The organism is Pseudomonas putida, assembly GCF_028682395.1.
GTDB lineage: Bacteria > Pseudomonadota > Gammaproteobacteria > Pseudomonadales > Pseudomonadaceae > Aquipseudomonas > Aquipseudomonas putida_AB.
Window position 1 is genome coordinate 1 of the sequence record NZ_JANHLC010000013.1, and the last position, 17,365, is coordinate 17,365.

Genomic DNA, 17,365 nt, shown 5'->3' on the forward strand with positions numbered 1-17,365 from the left:
ACAGGCTTCGACTGCGATCCTGTCCCAGGCTAACCAACTGCCATCGTCGGTACTGAAACTGCTTCAGTAATCGCGTAACAGGCTGGATCAGAACGGAAGGGCGCCTTGTGCGCCCTTCCGTTTTTTTATGGTCGTTGTTCTTGGATGGCCACTATGGCTATCGGCCGACACCATCCTGATGGCGGAATCACCTGCCTCCTGCTCGGTCGCCAGGATCCACAACTGGCTCCGTACATCTGCAATCCTGTGGTTTGTCGCGGCTAAATCCTTGAAAAATCACACACAAACCCGTGTCAGGGAAAAAAACCGCAGAAAATGCTCAAGCTGTGTACGTTGGCGACGATAACCTTTACGAAGCTTTGTAAAAACACGTCAGGCGGTTGCCGGGCTGCAAGCGGATATCCTGCATTGGGATGGCCGAACTGCCTGCCCTGGAGCTGAAGCTGCTTCAGTTGGGCAGGCGTGGCAATTGGCTGGCAAGCGCTGAGGCGCGGCCTTCTACTATTAGCTTGGTTAGGTGACAGACATGGATATGAGCGTGAAGCTGAACTTGTCTTACCCGGCGGCCGCACCGGCTCAGGTCGCAAAGGCGCCTGAAGTCGTTCCTCAGCCGCCCAAGGTCGAAGCATTGGCCAAGGCCTCCGGGGAGTCGACGCGTGACGACCTGGAAAAGGCGGTGACTGATATCCGCGAATTCGTCCAGGCGGCGCGGCGCGAGCTGGATTTTTCCATCGATGACTCCACCGGTAAGGTGGTGGTCAAGGTGATCGCAACCGGTAGCGGCGAAGTTATCCGCCAGATACCCTCGGAAACGGCATTGAAACTGGCTCAAAGCCTGACGGATGCCAGTAGCCTGCTGTTTGAAACGAATGCCTGAAGTGGCATGAAAATTGTTGCGGTCTTCGCTTCAGAGGCTTTTTGTCAAGAAAGCGGCGGCTGCGGGATAAGGAGTAAGGGAAATGGTCGGTTTAGTAAGTCAGGGCCTGGGATCGGGCGTCAAGGTTGGCGATATCGTGACGGCGCTGGTCGGGGCCGAGAAGGCACCCAAGCAAGCGCAGATCACCAGCCAGCAGAAAGATGCGACGACCCAGCTGTCTGCTGTCGGCACGGTGCAGGCGGCCCTGGAAAGCTATCGTTCGGCAATCGCCAAGCTCAATACCGCGACCGCCTTCAACGGGTTGACCGGTAGTTCTTCCGACGAGAAGACGGCCAAGGTCACGCTGGGCGATTCAGCGTCCAGTGGCACTTATGCGTTGGTGGTCGATAAGCTCGCCACAGCCTCCAAGACCACGAGTGACGTGTTCGCGGATGGCGCCTCCAGCGTCGTCAATGCGGGCAAGGAGTCTCAGGTCCTGACCATTAGCCAGTCGGGTAATGGCTATGATGTGACCATTCCCGCCGGGGCGACCCTGCAGCAGACCCGTGACCTGATCAACACCCAGTTGGCGTCCAAGGGTATCAGCGCCAACATCCTGACCGACGCCAACGGTTCGCGGATGGTCCTGACCTCGCAGAAAACCGGTAAAGACACCGAAATCACGGTGAGCGGTGCCGCAGCAACGGGCGGTTTCGGCGCGTTTACCGGCAATGTGCCGCAGAATGCGGAATACAGCATTGATGGCATCAAGATGGAATCGACCAGCAACACGGTGACGTCGGCGATCAGTGGCGTAAACCTGGAGTTGGTGGCGGCAAATACGGATAAGAATGTGCCGACCATGATCAAGGTCGGTAACAACACTGAAACGCTCAAGACTTCCGTGCAGTCGTTTATCACCGCCTACAACGCGCTGATGACGGCGATCAACACCCAGACCAAGGTCACTGCGACCGGTGACTCGGCGACCACCAAGGCGGGTACGCTGACGGGTGATGCGACCATGCGGCAGTTGGTCTCGACAGTCCGTGGCGAGTTGCTCAATGGCGCGGGCGGGACGTTGTCGCAGATTGGCATGAACACCGATCAGAAGACCGGCCTGCTGTCGCTCGACAGCAAGAAGTGGGATGCGGCAATCGCCGGCGGCAAGGTTGATGTCGCGGGTATGTTCACCGGCGAGACCGGCCTGGTGTCGCGCATGACCAAGGCCACCGCCGGTTATGTGGGGACCACTGGTATCCTGGCTTCGCGTTCGACCAACCTGAACAACAAGCTGACCGACCTGGACACTCAGCAGAAGGCCCTGGACCGACGTATCGAGACCCTGACCAAGACGTTGAACGACAAGTACAACGCCATGGACAGCCTGGTGGCCAAGCTGACGGCCAGCAGCAGTAGCATCATGACCACGCTCAACTCGCTGAACAATCCTAAGTCGAGCTGACCTGGGCGAGTAGGTTTTGGGCTCGGGTCTGTTGTCTTCAGCGGCCTGGGCCTTTTTATTTCGTGCTTAAAGTTTTTTGCAACACAGTCGACACAATGGTCAGAGCAACCTTTCAGTTATTGCCGGTAATAGAGGTAGAAACATGAATCCCATGAGAGCCCTTCGTCAGTACCAGAAGGTCAATTCCCACGCACAAATCTCCGAAGCCAGCCCACATCGCCTGGTGCAGATGCTGATGGAAGGCGGGTTGGATCGCATGGCTCAGGCCAAGGGCGCCATGGCCCGTGGTGATGTCGCTCAGAAAGGCCTGATGCTGGGCAAGGCGATTGAAATCATTTCCGGTCTGCGTGAAGGCCTGGACCCGGAGAAAAGCGAAGATCCGGCGTCGCTCAAGCGCCTGGATGAGCTGTATGCCTATATGACCGCACGCCTGGTCGAGGCCAACAGCGCCAACGATGCGCAGATGATCGATGAAGTCCAGGGTTTGCTGGTGACCGTCAAGAGCGGTTGGGATGCCATTGCGGATCAATAGGCCCGCGGGTCTGAGGAATGCGTTATGAGTCACGCACTGCAACGTATTGAAGAGAGTCGCGATGCCTTGATCGGTGCTTTGGAGCAGCGCGATTGGGATGCGATCGGCGAGCTGGATATCGCCTGCCGCTCCTGCATTGATGAAGCGTTGAGCGAAGCGCCGGTGGATGAAGCGGTGCTGCGTGAGCAGTTGGAGAGTCTGCTGGCGGTTTACCGACAGTTATTGGAGGTAACGAAGGGCGAGCGTCAGGCGATAGTCAACGAAATGTCGCAGATCACCCAAGCGCAGAGCGCGGCAAAGGTTTACCATCTGTTCGGTTAATGTCCCATTGACCGACACGTAGTGCGCCATAAATTTGACTATGTGCGGATTTTTGACTTAACTAGTGCTGTTTTCAGAATTCAGACGTTTATATGTAGGAAAATGCCTGTAGGCGTCTAGCTTGCCCTGTACTGACGGGCATTGAGTTGACTAGGGAAGTTGCTATTGCATGTGGCGTGAAACCAAAATTCTGCTGATCGATGACGATAGCGTGCGCCGCCGGGACCTGGCGGTGATTCTGAGTTTTCTCGGCGAAGACAATTTGCCCTGCGAGAGCCATGTCTGGCAGCAGGCGGTCGGCGCGTTGTCGTCCAGCCGCGAAGTACTTTGTGTGTTGATCGGCACAGTCAACTCGCCGGGCGGTCTGACAGGGCTTCTTAAGACACTGTCCGCCTGGGATGAGTTCCTTCCGGTTTTGCTGATGGGCGAAAATTCTTCCGTCGAATTGCCCGAGGACCAGCGCCGCCGAGTGCTTTCCAGTCTCGAAATGCCGCCCAGCTACAGCAAGCTGCTCGATTCGCTGCACCGGGCCCAGGTCTATCGCGAGATGTACGACCAGGCGCGCGAGCGTGGTCGGCAGCGCGAGTCGAATCTGTTTCGCAGCCTGGTCGGCACCAGTCGGGCGATCCAGCATGTGCGCCAGATGATGCAGCAGGTGGCCGATACCGAGGCCAACGTGCTGATCCTGGGCGAGTCCGGCACGGGCAAGGAAGTGGTTGCACGCAATCTGCATTACCACTCCAAGCGCCGAGACGCGCCTTTTGTGCCGGTCAATTGCGGGGCGATTCCGGCCGAGCTGCTGGAAAGTGAACTGTTCGGCCATGAGAAGGGCGCCTTTACCGGCGCCATCACCAGTCGTGCCGGGCGTTTCGAACTGGCCAATGGCGGCACGCTGTTCCTCGACGAGATCGGCGATATGCCGCTGCCCATGCAGGTCAAGCTGCTGCGGGTCTTGCAGGAGCGTACGTTCGAGCGGGTTGGCAGCAACAAGACCCAGAGCGCCGATGTCCGCATCATCGCTGCGACTCACAAGAACCTCGAGAGCATGATCGAGGTGGGCAGTTTCCGCGAAGACCTCTATTACCGCCTCAATGTATTCCCCATCGAAATGGCGGCCCTGCGCGAGCGAGTCGAAGATATCCCGCTGTTGATGAACGAGCTGATCTCGCGCATGGAGCACGAGAAGCGCGGCTCGATCCGTTTCAACTCGGCGGCGATCATGTCCCTCTGCCGCCATGGCTGGCCGGGCAACGTACGCGAGCTGGCCAATCTGGTCGAGCGCATGGCGATCATGCATCCCTATGGGGTGATCGGGGTGGCGGAACTGCCGAAGAAGTTCCGCTACGTTGACGATGAAGACGAGCAATTGGTCGACAGCCTGCGCAGCGACCTGGAAGAGCGTGTGGCCATCAACGGGCATGCGCCCGACTTCTCGGTCACGGCCATGCTGCCGCCGGAGGGACTGGACCTCAAGGACTACCTTGGCGGTCTGGAGCAGGGCCTGATCCAGCAGGCGCTCGACGATGCCGGCGGTATTGTGGCGCGTGCCGCCGAGCGCCTGCGGATCCGGCGTACGACCCTGGTGGAAAAAATGCGCAAATACGGCATGAGTCGCCGTGAGGGTGATGAACAGTCGGAGGATTGACGCCGGTTTTCCAGGTTCCTTCGATAAAACCCTTTTTTAGGCACGGGTATTGCTAAGCCTCACTCAACGTTCCGTTTACTGACGCGAGTGAGCACGATGCCCCTAGCCGCCCAGATATCTCCAGTCCCTGATGCCGAAAGGTCCGTCGAGCAGGCTAGCCGGCTTGGCCTGGAGCAGGCGTTCGCGCTGTTTAACCAGATGTCGAGCCAGCTGACCGATTCCTACGGGATGCTGGAAGCCCGGGTGACCGAGCTCAAGGGCGAGCTGGCGCTGGTCAGTGCTCAGCGTATGGAAGAGTTGGCCGAGAAAGAGCGCCTGGCTAATCGTTTGCAGCATCTGCTCGACCTGTTGCCGGGTGGGGTCATTGTGATCGACGGCCAGGGCATGGTGCGCGAGGCTAATCCGACCGCCTGCGAAATGCTCGGCCTGCCCCTGGTGGGCGTACTCTGGCGTCAAGTTATTGCCCGCTGTTTCGCCCCGCGTGAAGACGACGGGCATGAAATCTCCCTCAAGGATGGTCGACGGCTCTCGCTTGCTACCCGTTCGCTGGATGCCGAGCCGGGGCAACTGGTGTTGCTCAATGACCTGACCGAAACCCGTCATCTGCAGGATCAACTGGCCCGCCACGAGCGTTTGTCTTCCCTGGGGCGAATGGTGGCTTCCTTGGCCCATCAAATTCGCACACCGCTTTCCGCCGCGCTGCTGTACGCCAGTCATTTGACTGAGCAGGAGCTGCCGCTGGAAACCCAGCAGCGCTTCGCCGGGCGTCTGAAAGAGCGCCTGCACGAGCTGGAGCATCAGGTGCGCGATATGCTGGTGTTTGCGCGTGGCGAGTTGCCGCTTAACGATCGTCTCAGTCCCAAGCTTCTGTTGCAGGCCTTGCAGGCGGCCGCAGCGCCCCATGTCGAAGGGCTGCAGGTTCGCTGGCAATGCGACATCCATGCAGGCGAGTTGCTCTGCAATCGCGACACCCTGGTCGGTGCACTGCTCAACCTTGTCGAGAATGCGGTACAGGCCAGCCAGGGTGTCGTGCGCCTCAAGGTCCACCTTTACCGACGGGGCAGTAATCTGCGCCTGGTGATCAGCGACAGTGGCAGCGGCATCGAGCCGCGCGTGCTGGCGCGCCTCGGCGAACCCTTTTTTACCACCAAGACCACGGGGACCGGCCTCGGCCTGGCGGTGGTCAAGGCCGTAGCCCGGGCGCATCAGGGCGAGTTTCAGCTGGTTTCCAGGCTTGGGCGCGGCACCTGTGCGCAGGTGACCTTGCCGTTGATCTCGGGTCTGCCGGGGGGGCAATGATGGGCATGCCAATCAATGTACTGCTGGTCGAGGATGATCGCGCCTTGCGCGAGGCGCTGGGCGATACCCTGGCTTTGGCCGGGCACTCGTTCCAGGCCGTCGGCTCGGCCGAGGAAGCCTTGCAGGCGGCTTCGGCGCAGCCATTTAGCCTGGTGGTCAGCGATGTGAACATGCCGGGCATGGATGGCCATCAGTTGCTGGGGTTGCTGCGCCTGCGTCAACCGCAGTTGCCGGTGTTGTTGATGACGGCCCATGGCGCCGTCGAGCGTGCCGTGGATGCGATGCGCCAGGGCGCAGCGGACTACCTGGTCAAGCCGTTCGAACCGCGCGCCTTGCTCGACCTGGTGGCTCGGCATGCGCTGGGCTGCCTGGGCGCCAGCGAAGGCGAAGGGCCGGTGGCTGTCGAGCCGGCCAGCGCCGGGCTGCTGGATTTGGCCACGCGGGTGGCGCGCAGTGATTCCACGGTGCTGATTTCCGGCGAGTCGGGGACCGGCAAGGAGGTGCTGGCGCGGTTTATCCATCAGCAATCACAGCGCGCCAATCAGCCGTTTGTTGCGATCAACTGCGCGGCGATTCCCGACAATATGCTCGAGGCCACGCTGTTCGGGCATGAGAAGGGCTCGTTTACCGGGGCCATTGCCGCCCAGGCGGGCAAATTTGAGCAGGCCGATGGTGGCACCTTGCTCTTGGATGAGATTTCCGAGATGCCGCTGGGGTTGCAGGCCAAGTTGCTGCGGGTATTGCAGGAGCGCGAGGTTGAACGGGTCGGTGGGCGCAAGCCGATCAGCCTGGATATCCGCGTGGTGGCCACCACCAACCGGGATCTGGCGGGCGAAGTGGCGGCGGGGCGTTTCCGTGAGGATCTTTACTATCGCCTGTCGGTGTTTCCGCTGGCGTGGCAGCCGTTGCGCGAGCGTCAAGCCGATATTCTGCCGTTGGCCGAGCGTCTGCTCGCCAAGCACGTCAATAAAATGAAGCATGCGCCAGTCAGGCTGTCGCAGGAGGCGCGCGAATGCCTGGTGAGCTACCCGTGGCCGGGCAATGTTCGCGAGTTGGATAACGCCTTGCAGCGCGCATTGATTCTGCAGCAGGGCGGATTGATCCAGGCCGCGGATTTTTGCCTCGCGGGAGTGGTAAGCTGCGCGCCGCTCGCCGCCGTGCAGGCTGCGCCGATGCCGGGCGGGGCGGTGCAATTGCCGTTGCCCCAGGCTGAGCCGGGTAGCGGGTTGGGCGACGATCTGCGTCGGCGTGAATTCCAGATGATTATCGATACCCTGCGCGCCGAGCGCGGGCGGCGCAAGGAAGCGGCCGAGCGCCTGGGCATCAGCCCGCGCACGCTGCGTTACAAGCTGGCGCAGATGCGCGACGCGGGCATGGATGTCGAGGCGTATCTGTTTGCCAATTGAGGGGGCGCGTGGGTAGTGGCTTGTATTGTCTTTTGTTTAAGGGCGAGGCGTAGCTGGCACCCTTGTTGCTAACACCCTATCAATCGTTGTGTAAGCGTCAAAAAAATGCAGGCCGCCGAAGAGAGAAATCCATGAGCCAAGGTGTTGAGTTCAATCGATTGATGTTGGATATGCGCTCCATGCAAATGGAAGCCATGGCCAAGACCAAGTCGGTTACCCAGGTCCCCGAAATGGGCGCCAGCAGCTTTTCCGATATGCTCGGCAAGGCTGTAAACAAAGTAAATGACACGCAGCAGGCGTCGAGTCAGTTGGCCAGTGCCTTCGAGATCGGCAAGAGCGGCGTGGACCTGACGGACGTGATGATCGCGTCGCAGAAAGCCAGTGTGTCGTTCCAGGCATTGACCCAGGTGCGCAACAAGCTGGTTCAGGCGTATCAAGACATCATGCAGATGCCGGTATAAGGACGAGATTGAGTCATGGCAGAAGCAGTCGCCGATAACGTTCCGGCCAAGTCCGGCTCAGCAGATGGCAAGCCGCCGCTGTTTGGGTTGTCCTTTCTGGAAAACCTTTCCGAGATGACCATGCTCCGTCAGGTCGGCCTTATGGTCGGTCTGGCTGCCAGCGTGGCGATTGGTTTTGCCGTGGTGTTGTGGTCGCAGCAGCCTGATTATCGGCCCCTTTATGGCAGCCTGGCGGGTATGGACGCCAAGCAGGTCATGGACACCCTGGCTTCGGCCGACATTCCTTATACCGTTGAACCCAATTCCGGTGCCTTGCTGGTCAAGGCCGATGATGTGGCCCGCGCGCGGCTCAAGCTGGCGGCGGCCGGCGTCGCGCCCGGCGACGGCAATATCGGTTTCGAGATCCTCGACAAAGAGCAAGGTCTTGGCACCAGCCAGTTCATGGAAGCCACCCGTTATCGCCGTGGTCTGGAAGGCGAGCTGGCACGGACCATCGCCAGCCTGAACAACGTCAAGGGTGCGCGCGTTCACCTGGCGATCCCGAAAAGCTCGGTATTCGTGCGTGATGAGCGCAAGCCCAGCGCTTCGGTACTGGTCGAACTGTACTCCGGGCGCTCCCTGGAGCCGGGCCAGGTCGTGGCCATCGTCAATCTGGTGGCGACCAGCGTTCCTGAACTGAGCAAATCCCAGATCACCGTGGTCGACCAGAAGGGCAATCTGCTCTCCGACCAGGCCGAAACATCGGCCCTGACCATGGCCGGCAAGCAGTTCGACTACAGCCGTCGCATGGAAAGCATGCTGACCCAGCGCGTCCACAACATCCTGCAGCCAGTGCTGGGCAATGATCGCTACAAGGCTGAAGTCTCCGCCGATGTGGACTTCAGCGCGGTCGAATCGACCTCCGAACAGTTCAACCCGGACCAGCCGGCGCTGCGCAGCGAACAATCGGTCAATGAACAGCGCTCCAGCAGCAACGGCCCCCAAGGTGTACCGGGCGCTTTGAGCAACCAGCCACCGGCACCCGCGTCTGCACCGCAGACCACGGGCGGCGCGACGGCCTCGGCGGGCATGGTTCAGCCGGGCCAGCCGCTGCTCGATGCCAATGGCCAGCAGATCATGGATCCGGCCACCGGCCAGCCGATGCTCGCGCCGTATCCGGCCGACAAGCGTCAACAGTCGACCCGCAACTTCGAACTCGACCGTTCCATTAGCCATACCAAGCAGCAGCAGGGCCGGCTCAATCGCCTGTCGGTCGCGGTGGTGGTCGATGATCAGGTCAAGGTCAATGCCGCCAACGGTGAAATCACCCGTGCGCCCTGGACCGCCGACGAATTGGCGCGCTTTACCCGCTTGGTCCAGGACGCAGTCGGTTTTGACGCGAGCCGTGGCGACAGCGTCAGCGTGATCAACGTGCCGTTCTCCAGCGAGCGTGGCGAAGCCATTGCCGATATCCCGTTCTACTCGCAACCCTGGTTCTGGGATGTGGTGAAACAGGTGATGGGTATCCTGTTTATCCTGGTACTGGTCTTCGGTGTCCTGCGTCCGGTGCTCAACAACATCACCGGTCACGGTAAGAACCGTCAGTTGGTGGGCGCCGATGGCGACCTCGAACTGGGTGGTATGGGCGGTCTCGACGGCGAGCTGGCCAACGACCGCGTCAGCCTGGGCGGGCCGCAAAGTATTCTGTTGCCGAGCCCGAGCGAAGGCTATGACGCTCAACTGAACGCAATCAAGAGCCTCGTGGCTGAAGATCCGGGCCGTGTTGCCCAGGTCGTGAAAGAGTGGATCAACGCCGATGAGTGATAACCGAGCTGCCACGATGAAACTCACGCGCGTCGACAAGGCCGCGATCCTGTTGCTCTCCCTGGGTGAGACCGATGCCGCGCAAGTGCTGCGGCATATGGGCCCCAAGGAAGTGCAGCGGGTCGGCGTGGCGATGGCGCAAATGGGCAACGTGCACCGCGAGCAGGTCGAGCAGGTGATGAGCGAGTTCGTCGAGATCGTCGGCGACCAGACCAGCCTGGGCGTCGGCTCCGACGGCTATATCCGCAAGATGCTCACCCAGGCCCTGGGCGAGGACAAGGCCAACGGCTTGATCGACCGGATCCTGCTGGGCGGCAACACCAGTGGTCTGGACAGCCTGAAATGGATGGAGCCGCGGGCGGTGGCCGACGTCATCCGTTACGAGCACCCGCAGATCCAGGCGATTGTCGTGGCCTATCTGGACCCCGACCAGGCTGGCGAAGTGCTGGGTAATTTCGACCACAAGGTACGCCTGGACATCATCCTGCGTGTCTCCTCGCTCAACACCGTACAGCCGGCGGCGCTCAAGGAGCTCAACCAGATTCTGGAGAAGCAGTTCTCCGGCAACTCCAACGCTTCGCGTACCACCCTGGGCGGTATCAAGCGTGCGGCCGATATCATGAACTTCCTCGACAGTTCGATCGAAGGCCAGTTGATGGATTCGATCCGCGAAGTCGACGAAGACCTGTCGGGTCAGATCGAAGACCTGATGTTTGTCTTCAACAACCTGGCCGATGTCGACGACCGCGGTATCCAGGCGTTGCTGCGCGAAGTGTCTTCCGACGTACTGGTCCTGGCGCTCAAGGGCTCCGACGAAGGCGTCAAGGAAAAGATCTTCAAGAACATGTCCAAGCGCGCTTCCGAGCTGCTGCGCGACGACCTCGAGGCCAAGGGCCCGGTCCGTGTCAGCGACGTCGAAACTGCCCAGAAGGAAATCCTCACCATTGCCCGCCGTATGGCCGAAGCCGGGGAGATTGTTCTCGGTGGCAAGGGCGGCGAAGAGATGATCTAAGGATCGTGCCATGACTGATCCAACCGATCTGATCCGTGCCCGTGATGTCGAAGGTTTCGATATCTGGGCACTGCCCAGTTTCGACCCGCATGTGCCCGAACCCGAGCCTGAGCCGGTCGAAGAACTGCCGGTGGAAATGGAAGAGGTGCCGCTGGATGAAGTCCAGCCACTGACCCTCGAAGAGCTCGAGAGCATTCGCCAGGAAGCCTATAACGAAGGCTTCGCCACGGGCGAACGTGAAGGCTTTCACAGTACCCAGCTCAAGGTTCGCCAGGAGGCCGAAGTGGCCCTGGCCGCCAAGCTGGGCAGTCTTGAGCGGCTGATGGGCCATTTGTTCGCGCCGATCGCCGAGCAGGATACCCAGATCGAGAAGTCGCTGATCGAGCTGGTCCGCCATATGACTCGTCAGGTGATCCAGCGCGAACTGGTCCTCGATTCCAGCCAGATCGAGCAGGTCCTGCGCGAAACCCTCAAGTTGCTGCCCCTGGGTTGCGAGAACATCCGGCTATACATCAACCCGCAGGATTTCGCCCAGGTCAAAGCCCTGCGCGAGCGCCATGATGAAAGCTGGCGCATCGTCGAAGACGAAAGCCTGCTGCCGGGCGGTTGCCGGGTCGAGACCGAGCATAGCCGTATCGACGCCAGTGTCGAGACGCGCATTACTCAGGTCATGGCTCAGTTGTTCGATCAGTTGCACGAGCAGGCCCTGCATCCCGCTGCACCGGACCTGAGCGTCGATCTGGATGCGCCGGTGCCGCCGGATACCGCAGCGGATACCGTGCCGGACAGCCCCGATGCGCCTTGATCGCACCAGTTTCGCCAAGCGCCTGGGCGGTTACGCCCCCAGCATCGAGTTGCCTGGCCAGCCGATCCTCGAGGGTCGGCTGTTGCGTATGGTCGGCCTGACACTGGAGGCCGAAGGCCTGCGGGCCGCCATGGGCAGCCGCTGTATGGTGATCAATGATGACAGCTATCACCCGGTGCAGGTCGAGGCTGAGGTGATGGGGTTCTCCGGTTCCAAGGTCTTCCTGATGCCAGTCGGCAGTGTCGCCGGCATTGCCCCGGGTGCGCGGGTTGTGCCGCTGGCCGATAACGGCCGCTTGCCGATGGGCATGGGCATGCTCGGTCGCGTCCTCGACGGGGCTGGTCGGGCCCTGGACGGCAAGGGCGGAATGAAGGCCGAAGACTGGGTGCCCATGGATGGGCCGACCATCAACCCGCTCAATCGTGACCCCATCAGCCAGCCGCTGGACGTGGGGATTCGCTGCATCAACGGATTATTGACGGTAGGCCGCGGCCAGCGGCTCGGGCTGTTTGCCGGTACCGGCGTCGGTAAGTCGGTATTGCTGGGGATGATGACCCGGTTTACCGAGGCCGACATTATCGTCGTGGGCCTGATTGGCGAGCGGGGGCGTGAGGTCAAGGAGTTCATCGAGCATATCCTCGGTGAAGAAGGGCTCAAGCGTTCCGTGGTGGTCGCTTCCCCGGCCGACGATGCGCCGCTGATGCGGATGCGCGCAGCCATGTACTGCACGCGTATCGCCGAATATTTTCGCGACAAGGGTAAGAATGTCCTGCTGTTGATGGATTCCCTGACCCGTTTTGCCCAGGCTCAGCGTGAGATCGCCCTGGCCATCGGCGAACCGCCGGCGACCAAGGGTTATCCGCCGTCGGTATTTGCCAAGCTGCCCAAGCTGGTGGAGCGCGCCGGTAATGCCGAGGCCGGTGGCGGCTCGATCACCGCGTTCTATACCGTGCTGTCCGAAGGCGATGACCAACAGGACCCTATCGCCGACTCGGCGCGAGGCGTGCTTGACGGCCATATCGTGCTGTCCCGGCGCCTGGCGGAAGAAGGCCATTACCCGGCCATCGATATCGAGGCGTCCATCAGCCGGGTCATGCCATCGGTGGTCAGCGCCGAGCATATGACGCGGGCGCAACAGTTCAAGCAGTTGTGGTCGCGCTTTCAACAGAGCCGCGACCTGATCAGTGTGGGCGCTTATGTTGCGGGTGGTGATCGGGAAACCGACACGGCCATCGCCCTGCAACCTGCGATGGTGCAGTACCTGCGCCAGAGCCTGGACGCCAATATCAGTCTGGGGGAGAGCGAAGCGCACTTGGAGTCGATCTTCACCCCGATTGCCAGCAGCTAATCGGCCATGGCCAAGACCCGTGCAAGCCGCCTGGCCCCCGTCGTGGACATGGCCCAGAAGACCGAGCGCAATGCCGCGCAGCGCCTGGGGCACTTCCAAGGCCAGGTCCGGCTGGCGGAAAGCAAGCTGGGCGACCTGGAGCGGTTTCGCGGCGAGTACCAGCAGCAGTGGATCGAGCGCGGCAGCCAGGGGGTCTCCGGCCAATGGCTGATGAACTACCAGCACTTTCTCAATCAACTGGAAACCGCGGTCGGCCAGCAGCGCCAGAGCCTGGCCTGGCACCAGACCAACCTTGATCGGGCGCGCGACACCTGGCAGCAGGCTTATGCCCGGGTCGAGGGCTTGCGCAAGCTAGTGCAGCGCTATATCGACGAAGCGCGACAACTGGAGGACAAGCGTGAGCAGAAATTGCTCGATGAGTTGTCCCAGCGCCTGCCTCGCGAAAATCCCTACTGAGTCGACGATGGGCGGTTGCCGCCTGCCATGCTCGGTGCTACACCTTCTTACATCACGTCGGCGTGGTATTCCTCAGTAGCATTGCGCGCAAATCAAGGACTCGATGACATGGCCGTTCTTGCAGAACTTTCCTCGGACAAGAAAAAACTTACGATTTCGGTCAAGGGCCGTTTCGATTTCGGTCGCCACCAGGAGTTTCGTGAGTCCTACGAACGCCTGAATGATCGTCCGGAATTGGTGGTGGTCGATCTCAAAGAGGCAACCTACCTGGACAGCTCGGCGCTGGGCATGTTGCTGCTGTTGCGCGATCACGCCGGGGGCGACGATGCCGATGTGCGGGTGATCAATTGCAGCCCGGATGTCGGCAAGATTCTCGCCATTTCCAACTTCCACAAGCTGTTCGAAATCAGTTGATCGACCGGCTGAGGCTGGAGTCCACGCTGACGGTGCTGATCGCCGAGGACAGCGATGCGGACCGCCTGCTGCTCTCGACCATCGTTCGGCGCCAGGGACACGCGGTGCTGGCCGCCAGTAACGGCGCCGAGGCGGTGCAGGTGTTTGCCCGCGAGCGGCCGCAGTTGGTGCTGATGGATGCCATGATGCCGATCATGGATGGTTTCGAAGCGGCGCGCCAGATCAAGCAACTGGCGGGCGAGGCTCTGGTGCCGGTTATCTTTCTCACCTCATTGCGCGAGGGTGAGGCCCTGGCCCGGTGCGTGGATGCCGGCGGCGACGATTTTCTGGCCAAACCCTACAACCCAGTGATTCTCGCTGCCAAGATCATGGCCATGGATCGCCTGCGACGCCTGCAGGCCACTGTGCTGGAGCAGCGTGACCAGATTGCCCGGCACCACGAGCACCTGCTCAACGAGCAGCGCGTGGCCAAGGCGGTGTTCGACAAGGTCGCGCACACCGGCTGCCTGGGCGCGGCGAATATCCGTTACCTGCAATCGCCTTATGCGCTGTTCAATGGTGACCTGCTGCTGGCGGCCTATACCCCGGCGGGGGATATGCATGTGCTGCTCGGTGACTTCACCGGCCATGGTCTGCCCGCCGCGGTGGGCGCTATGCCGCTGGCCGAGGTGTTCTACGGCATGACCGCCAAGGGCTACGGGTTGGCCGAGACGCTGCGTGAGATGAACGCCAAGCTCAAGCGCATCCTGCCGGTGGATATGTTTTGCTGCGCGACGCTGTTGTGCCTGAGCGGCCAGCGGCGGTCCGTGGAAATTTGGAATGGCGGTATGCCTGCCGGCTATCTGCAGCGCCAGGGCAGTGGCGAGAGCTTGCCGCTGGTCGCCCAGCATCTGCCGTTGGGGGTGCTGGCGCCGAGCCAATTCGACGAAACCACCGAGGTACTGCCCATGGCGCCCGGTGATCGGCTTTTTCTGTTGTCCGATGGTGTGATCGATACCTGCGACAGTGCCGAGCAGTGTTTCGGCGCTGAACGCCTGCAACGGGTGCTGGCCGCCAATCGTGAGCCGCAGCGGCTGTTCGAGGAGATCGAGCGGGCGCTGCGCGATTTTGGCGGCCAGGTGCGCGACGATGTGAGTATGGTCGAGGTCGAGCTGCCGGCGCCGGTGCTGGTGACACCGCCGGTCATGGTCTATTCCGACAGCGGGGAATCCTGTCCCCTCGATTGGTCGGCCAGTTTCGAGTTTCACGCGACCACCCTCAAGCGTTTCAATCCGCTGCCTTCGCTGCTGCAACTGCTGCTTGAGGTGCATGGCTTGCGGGCTCAGAGTGGAGCGCTGTACAGCGTGCTGGCCGAGCTGTACTCCAATGCGCTGGAGCACGGTGTATTGGCCCTGGATTCGAGCCTCAAGCGCGATGTGCGTGGTTTTGCCGACTATTACCAGCAGCGTGCCGCCCGCTTGCAGGCGCTGGAGCAGGGGTGTGTGCGTGTGTGCCTGCGGGTCAGTCCCGAGGGGCGAGGTGGGCGGCTGTCTATCCGGGTCGATGACAGCGGGCCTGGCTTCGATGTGACGCGAGTGCTGGAGCGCCCCGTGGACATCGATCGGCTGTCGGGTCGAGGGATCAGCCTGGTACGCCAGTTAGGGCGCAACGTGCGCTGGAGTGATGGCGGGCGTAGCGCTCACGTGGAATTTTCTTGGGAGGCTGGTGCATAATTCCTACAGTTCTTGATCAAGGAGTGAACAAGTGACAGACATTCATCTCGACCCTACGGTGCTGGTCGCCCTGGCGGAAATCATGGAGAGCGAGTACCCGGTATTGCTGGATACCTTTCTGCGTGATTCGCAACTGCGCCTGAGCCAGCTTCGACAAACCCAAGATCCTGTTCGCCTGGGTCAGGCGGCCCACAGCTTCAAGGGCAGCAGCAGCAATATGGGCGCCGCACGGCTGGCCCAGCTTTGCGGGCTGCTCGAAGAGCAGGTCAAGAAGCAGCCACTCAGCGGTGTTGAAGAACTGGTCATTGCCATCGACCATGAGTTCGCCACCGTTCGCGGTCTCTACCAGGCCGAGCGTGCGCGCTTTCTCCACTGACGAGCTATTTACGGGGATTCGGGCAAGTTGGCGCGAACTTTGCTGTTAATCATCCGACTGCGCCCTTGATCTCGCGCAGCGGAGATTTTTTATGCCTCTTGCCCCGAATTCACTGCTTCAGCCCACGGCCAAGGCCAACGCTCAGACAGCTTCGGCCAATGCCCTGGCGGCCGCTGGCGAACCGAGCAAGAACAACGGTTCCAGCTTTGCCCAGGTCTACGAGAAAGAGTCACGTACCGTGCCGGCCAAGGCCACCGATGCTGCGCCCAAGAGCGCGCCGGGCAAACAGGACGACGCGCCAGGCAAACAGGAAGTGGCCAGCAAGGATGCCGCTGGTGCGCCAGCGGTTGCCGATAGCGGCAAGACCTTGCCTGTCGACAAAAGCGACAACAAATCGGCATCGCCAGACACGGATGACAGCAGCGCGACCGATGGACTTTTGGTCGATAGCCTGCCTGCTGATCCCCTGATCGACCCATTGCTTGCCCAGGTGCCGGTCGCGGTGCCTGAGCCTGCGCCCGAGGTATTGCCCGATGCGGTGGATGCCGAGCCGCTGTTGGCGGTGGTGGCAGCGCCCGTGGCCGCGACCGTCGATCCGGAGTTCGACCCGGCGGCTGATCCGCTGGATGCTTTGCCGGCCGTGCGCCTGGCCATGGAGCAGGGCGGTCATCTGTCGGCGGCCAGTCAGGGCAGCCATAAGCCCGCGCCGCTCGAAGCCGAGCCGACCCCGAGCCAGAACCTGGCCAATGGCGTGGCCAGCCTGATCGACCAGAAGGGCGAGTCCGAGACCACCGAGCAGGGTGGCGACAAGGCGTTCAAGGGGCTGATTGATGACGGTCTCAAGGACCTCAAGAGTGCTTCGAGCGACACCCGCGTCGATGACTTCGCCAATCGCCTGGCGGCCCTGACGCAGGCAGCGACGCCCAAGACCGCCAATGCCCTGCCAGTGAACCAGCCTTTGGCGATGAATCAGAGTGGCTGGACCGAAGAGGTGGTCAACCGGGTCATGTACCTCTCGAGTGCCAACCTCAAGTCCGCCGATATTCAGCTGGAACCGGCTGAATTGGGGCGCCTGGATATTCGCGTCAACATGGCCGCGGATCAGCCGACCCAGGTCAACTTCGCCAGTGCGCATGTCGGTGTGCGCGAGGCGCTCGAAGGCCAGATGTTCCGTCTACGGGACATGTTTGCCCAGCAGGGGATGGGGCAGGTTGACGTCAATGTCTCCGACCAGTCGCGGGGCTGGCAGCAGAACCAGGAACAGGCCGGGCAGGGTGGTCGTGGAGGCGATCGCCTGGACGCCGCCGAGGACGACGCCATTGCCGGCGTAGCCGAAGCGGCGGGGCCAAGCGTGTTGCTGGGGACCAGTGCCGTGGACTATTACGCTTAAAAATCAGCTGCAAGTCTCAAGCTGCACGCTTGAGGCCGCTTGTCGCTTGCCGCTAGGAAGGGCC

At 61.3% G+C, this 17,365-nt stretch carries 17 protein-coding genes; all 17 read left to right on the forward strand.

Translation table 11 applies throughout. The features are described from left to right. The first annotated feature begins 526 nt into the window (after positions 1-526). The 17 genes from NPS46_RS23180 (at position 527) to NPS46_RS23260 (ending at position 17,301) form a co-directional block, all read left to right on the forward strand. Complete coding sequence (locus tag NPS46_RS23180) at positions 527-877, forward strand: flagellar protein FlaG (protein ID WP_274111392.1); 351 nt, start codon at positions 527-529, stop codon at positions 875-877. An 82-nt stretch (positions 878-959) separates the two neighbouring features. After that, positions 960-2,321 (forward strand): flagellar filament capping protein FliD, encoded by a 1,362-nt coding sequence (gene fliD, locus NPS46_RS23185; RefSeq protein ID WP_274111394.1) that lies wholly within the window; start codon positions 960-962, stop codon positions 2,319-2,321. Between the two features lie 142 nt (positions 2,322-2,463). Next, positions 2,464-2,853, forward strand: a complete 390-nt coding sequence (gene fliS, locus NPS46_RS23190; RefSeq protein WP_274111396.1) for a flagellar export chaperone FliS — start codon at positions 2,464-2,466, stop codon at positions 2,851-2,853. Positions 2,854-2,877: 24 nt separating this feature from the next. Further along, on the forward strand, positions 2,878-3,174 hold the full coding sequence (gene fliT, locus NPS46_RS23195) for a flagellar protein FliT (protein ID WP_274111398.1): 297 nt from the start codon (positions 2,878-2,880) through the stop codon (positions 3,172-3,174). Positions 3,175-3,343: 169 nt separating this feature from the next. Next, entirely contained in the window at positions 3,344-4,819 is a 1,476-nt protein-coding gene (locus NPS46_RS23200) for a sigma-54-dependent transcriptional regulator (protein ID WP_274111400.1), read from the forward strand. A gap of 96 nt (positions 4,820-4,915) precedes the next feature. After that, complete coding sequence (locus NPS46_RS23205) at positions 4,916-6,118, forward strand: sensor histidine kinase (protein WP_274111402.1); 1,203 nt, start codon at positions 4,916-4,918, stop codon at positions 6,116-6,118. A 5-nt stretch (positions 6,119-6,123) separates the two neighbouring features. Continuing rightward, positions 6,124-7,524, forward strand: a complete 1,401-nt coding sequence (locus NPS46_RS23210) for a sigma-54-dependent transcriptional regulator (RefSeq protein WP_274111403.1) — start codon at positions 6,124-6,126, stop codon at positions 7,522-7,524. A gap of 131 nt (positions 7,525-7,655) precedes the next feature. After that, complete coding sequence (fliE, locus tag NPS46_RS23215; RefSeq protein ID WP_274111404.1) at positions 7,656-7,985, forward strand: flagellar hook-basal body complex protein FliE; 330 nt, start codon at positions 7,656-7,658, stop codon at positions 7,983-7,985. Between the two features lie 15 nt (positions 7,986-8,000). Next, positions 8,001-9,788, forward strand: a complete 1,788-nt coding sequence (gene fliF, locus NPS46_RS23220; RefSeq protein ID WP_274111405.1) for a flagellar basal-body MS-ring/collar protein FliF — start codon at positions 8,001-8,003, stop codon at positions 9,786-9,788. Next, the gene (gene fliG / locus NPS46_RS23225; RefSeq protein ID WP_274111406.1) at positions 9,781-10,800 is read left to right on the forward strand and encodes a flagellar motor switch protein FliG; all 1,020 of its coding nucleotides are present in this window, start codon (positions 9,781-9,783) and stop codon (positions 10,798-10,800) included. The genes fliF and fliG overlap by 8 nt, the downstream gene beginning before the upstream one ends. Before the next feature lie 10 nt (positions 10,801-10,810). Then, entirely contained in the window at positions 10,811-11,605 is a 795-nt protein-coding gene (gene fliH, locus NPS46_RS23230; RefSeq protein WP_274111407.1) for a flagellar assembly protein FliH, read from the forward strand. After that, positions 11,595-12,953: a flagellar protein export ATPase FliI gene (gene fliI / locus NPS46_RS23235; protein ID WP_274111408.1), complete on the forward strand. Its 1,359-nt coding sequence runs from the start codon at positions 11,595-11,597 to the stop codon at positions 12,951-12,953. Before fliH ends, fliI begins: the two co-directional genes overlap by 11 nt. A 6-nt stretch (positions 12,954-12,959) precedes the next feature. Continuing rightward, positions 12,960-13,409, forward strand: a complete 450-nt coding sequence (gene fliJ, locus NPS46_RS23240) for a flagellar export protein FliJ (protein WP_274111409.1) — start codon at positions 12,960-12,962, stop codon at positions 13,407-13,409. Between the two features lie 108 nt (positions 13,410-13,517). Continuing rightward, entirely contained in the window at positions 13,518-13,823 is a 306-nt protein-coding gene (locus NPS46_RS23245; protein WP_274111417.1) for an STAS domain-containing protein, read from the forward strand. Then, positions 13,823-15,535, forward strand: a complete 1,713-nt coding sequence (locus NPS46_RS23250; protein ID WP_425312783.1) for an ATP-binding SpoIIE family protein phosphatase — start codon at positions 13,823-13,825, stop codon at positions 15,533-15,535. Before NPS46_RS23245 ends, NPS46_RS23250 begins: the two co-directional genes overlap by 1 nt. A gap of 31 nt (positions 15,536-15,566) precedes the next feature. Further along, complete coding sequence (locus NPS46_RS23255) at positions 15,567-15,911, forward strand: Hpt domain-containing protein (RefSeq protein WP_274111419.1); 345 nt, start codon at positions 15,567-15,569, stop codon at positions 15,909-15,911. Positions 15,912-16,002: 91 nt separating this feature from the next. Further along, the gene (locus NPS46_RS23260) at positions 16,003-17,301 is read left to right on the forward strand and encodes a flagellar hook-length control protein FliK (RefSeq protein WP_274111421.1); all 1,299 of its coding nucleotides are present in this window, start codon (positions 16,003-16,005) and stop codon (positions 17,299-17,301) included. The last annotated feature ends 64 nt before the right edge of the window (positions 17,302-17,365 follow it).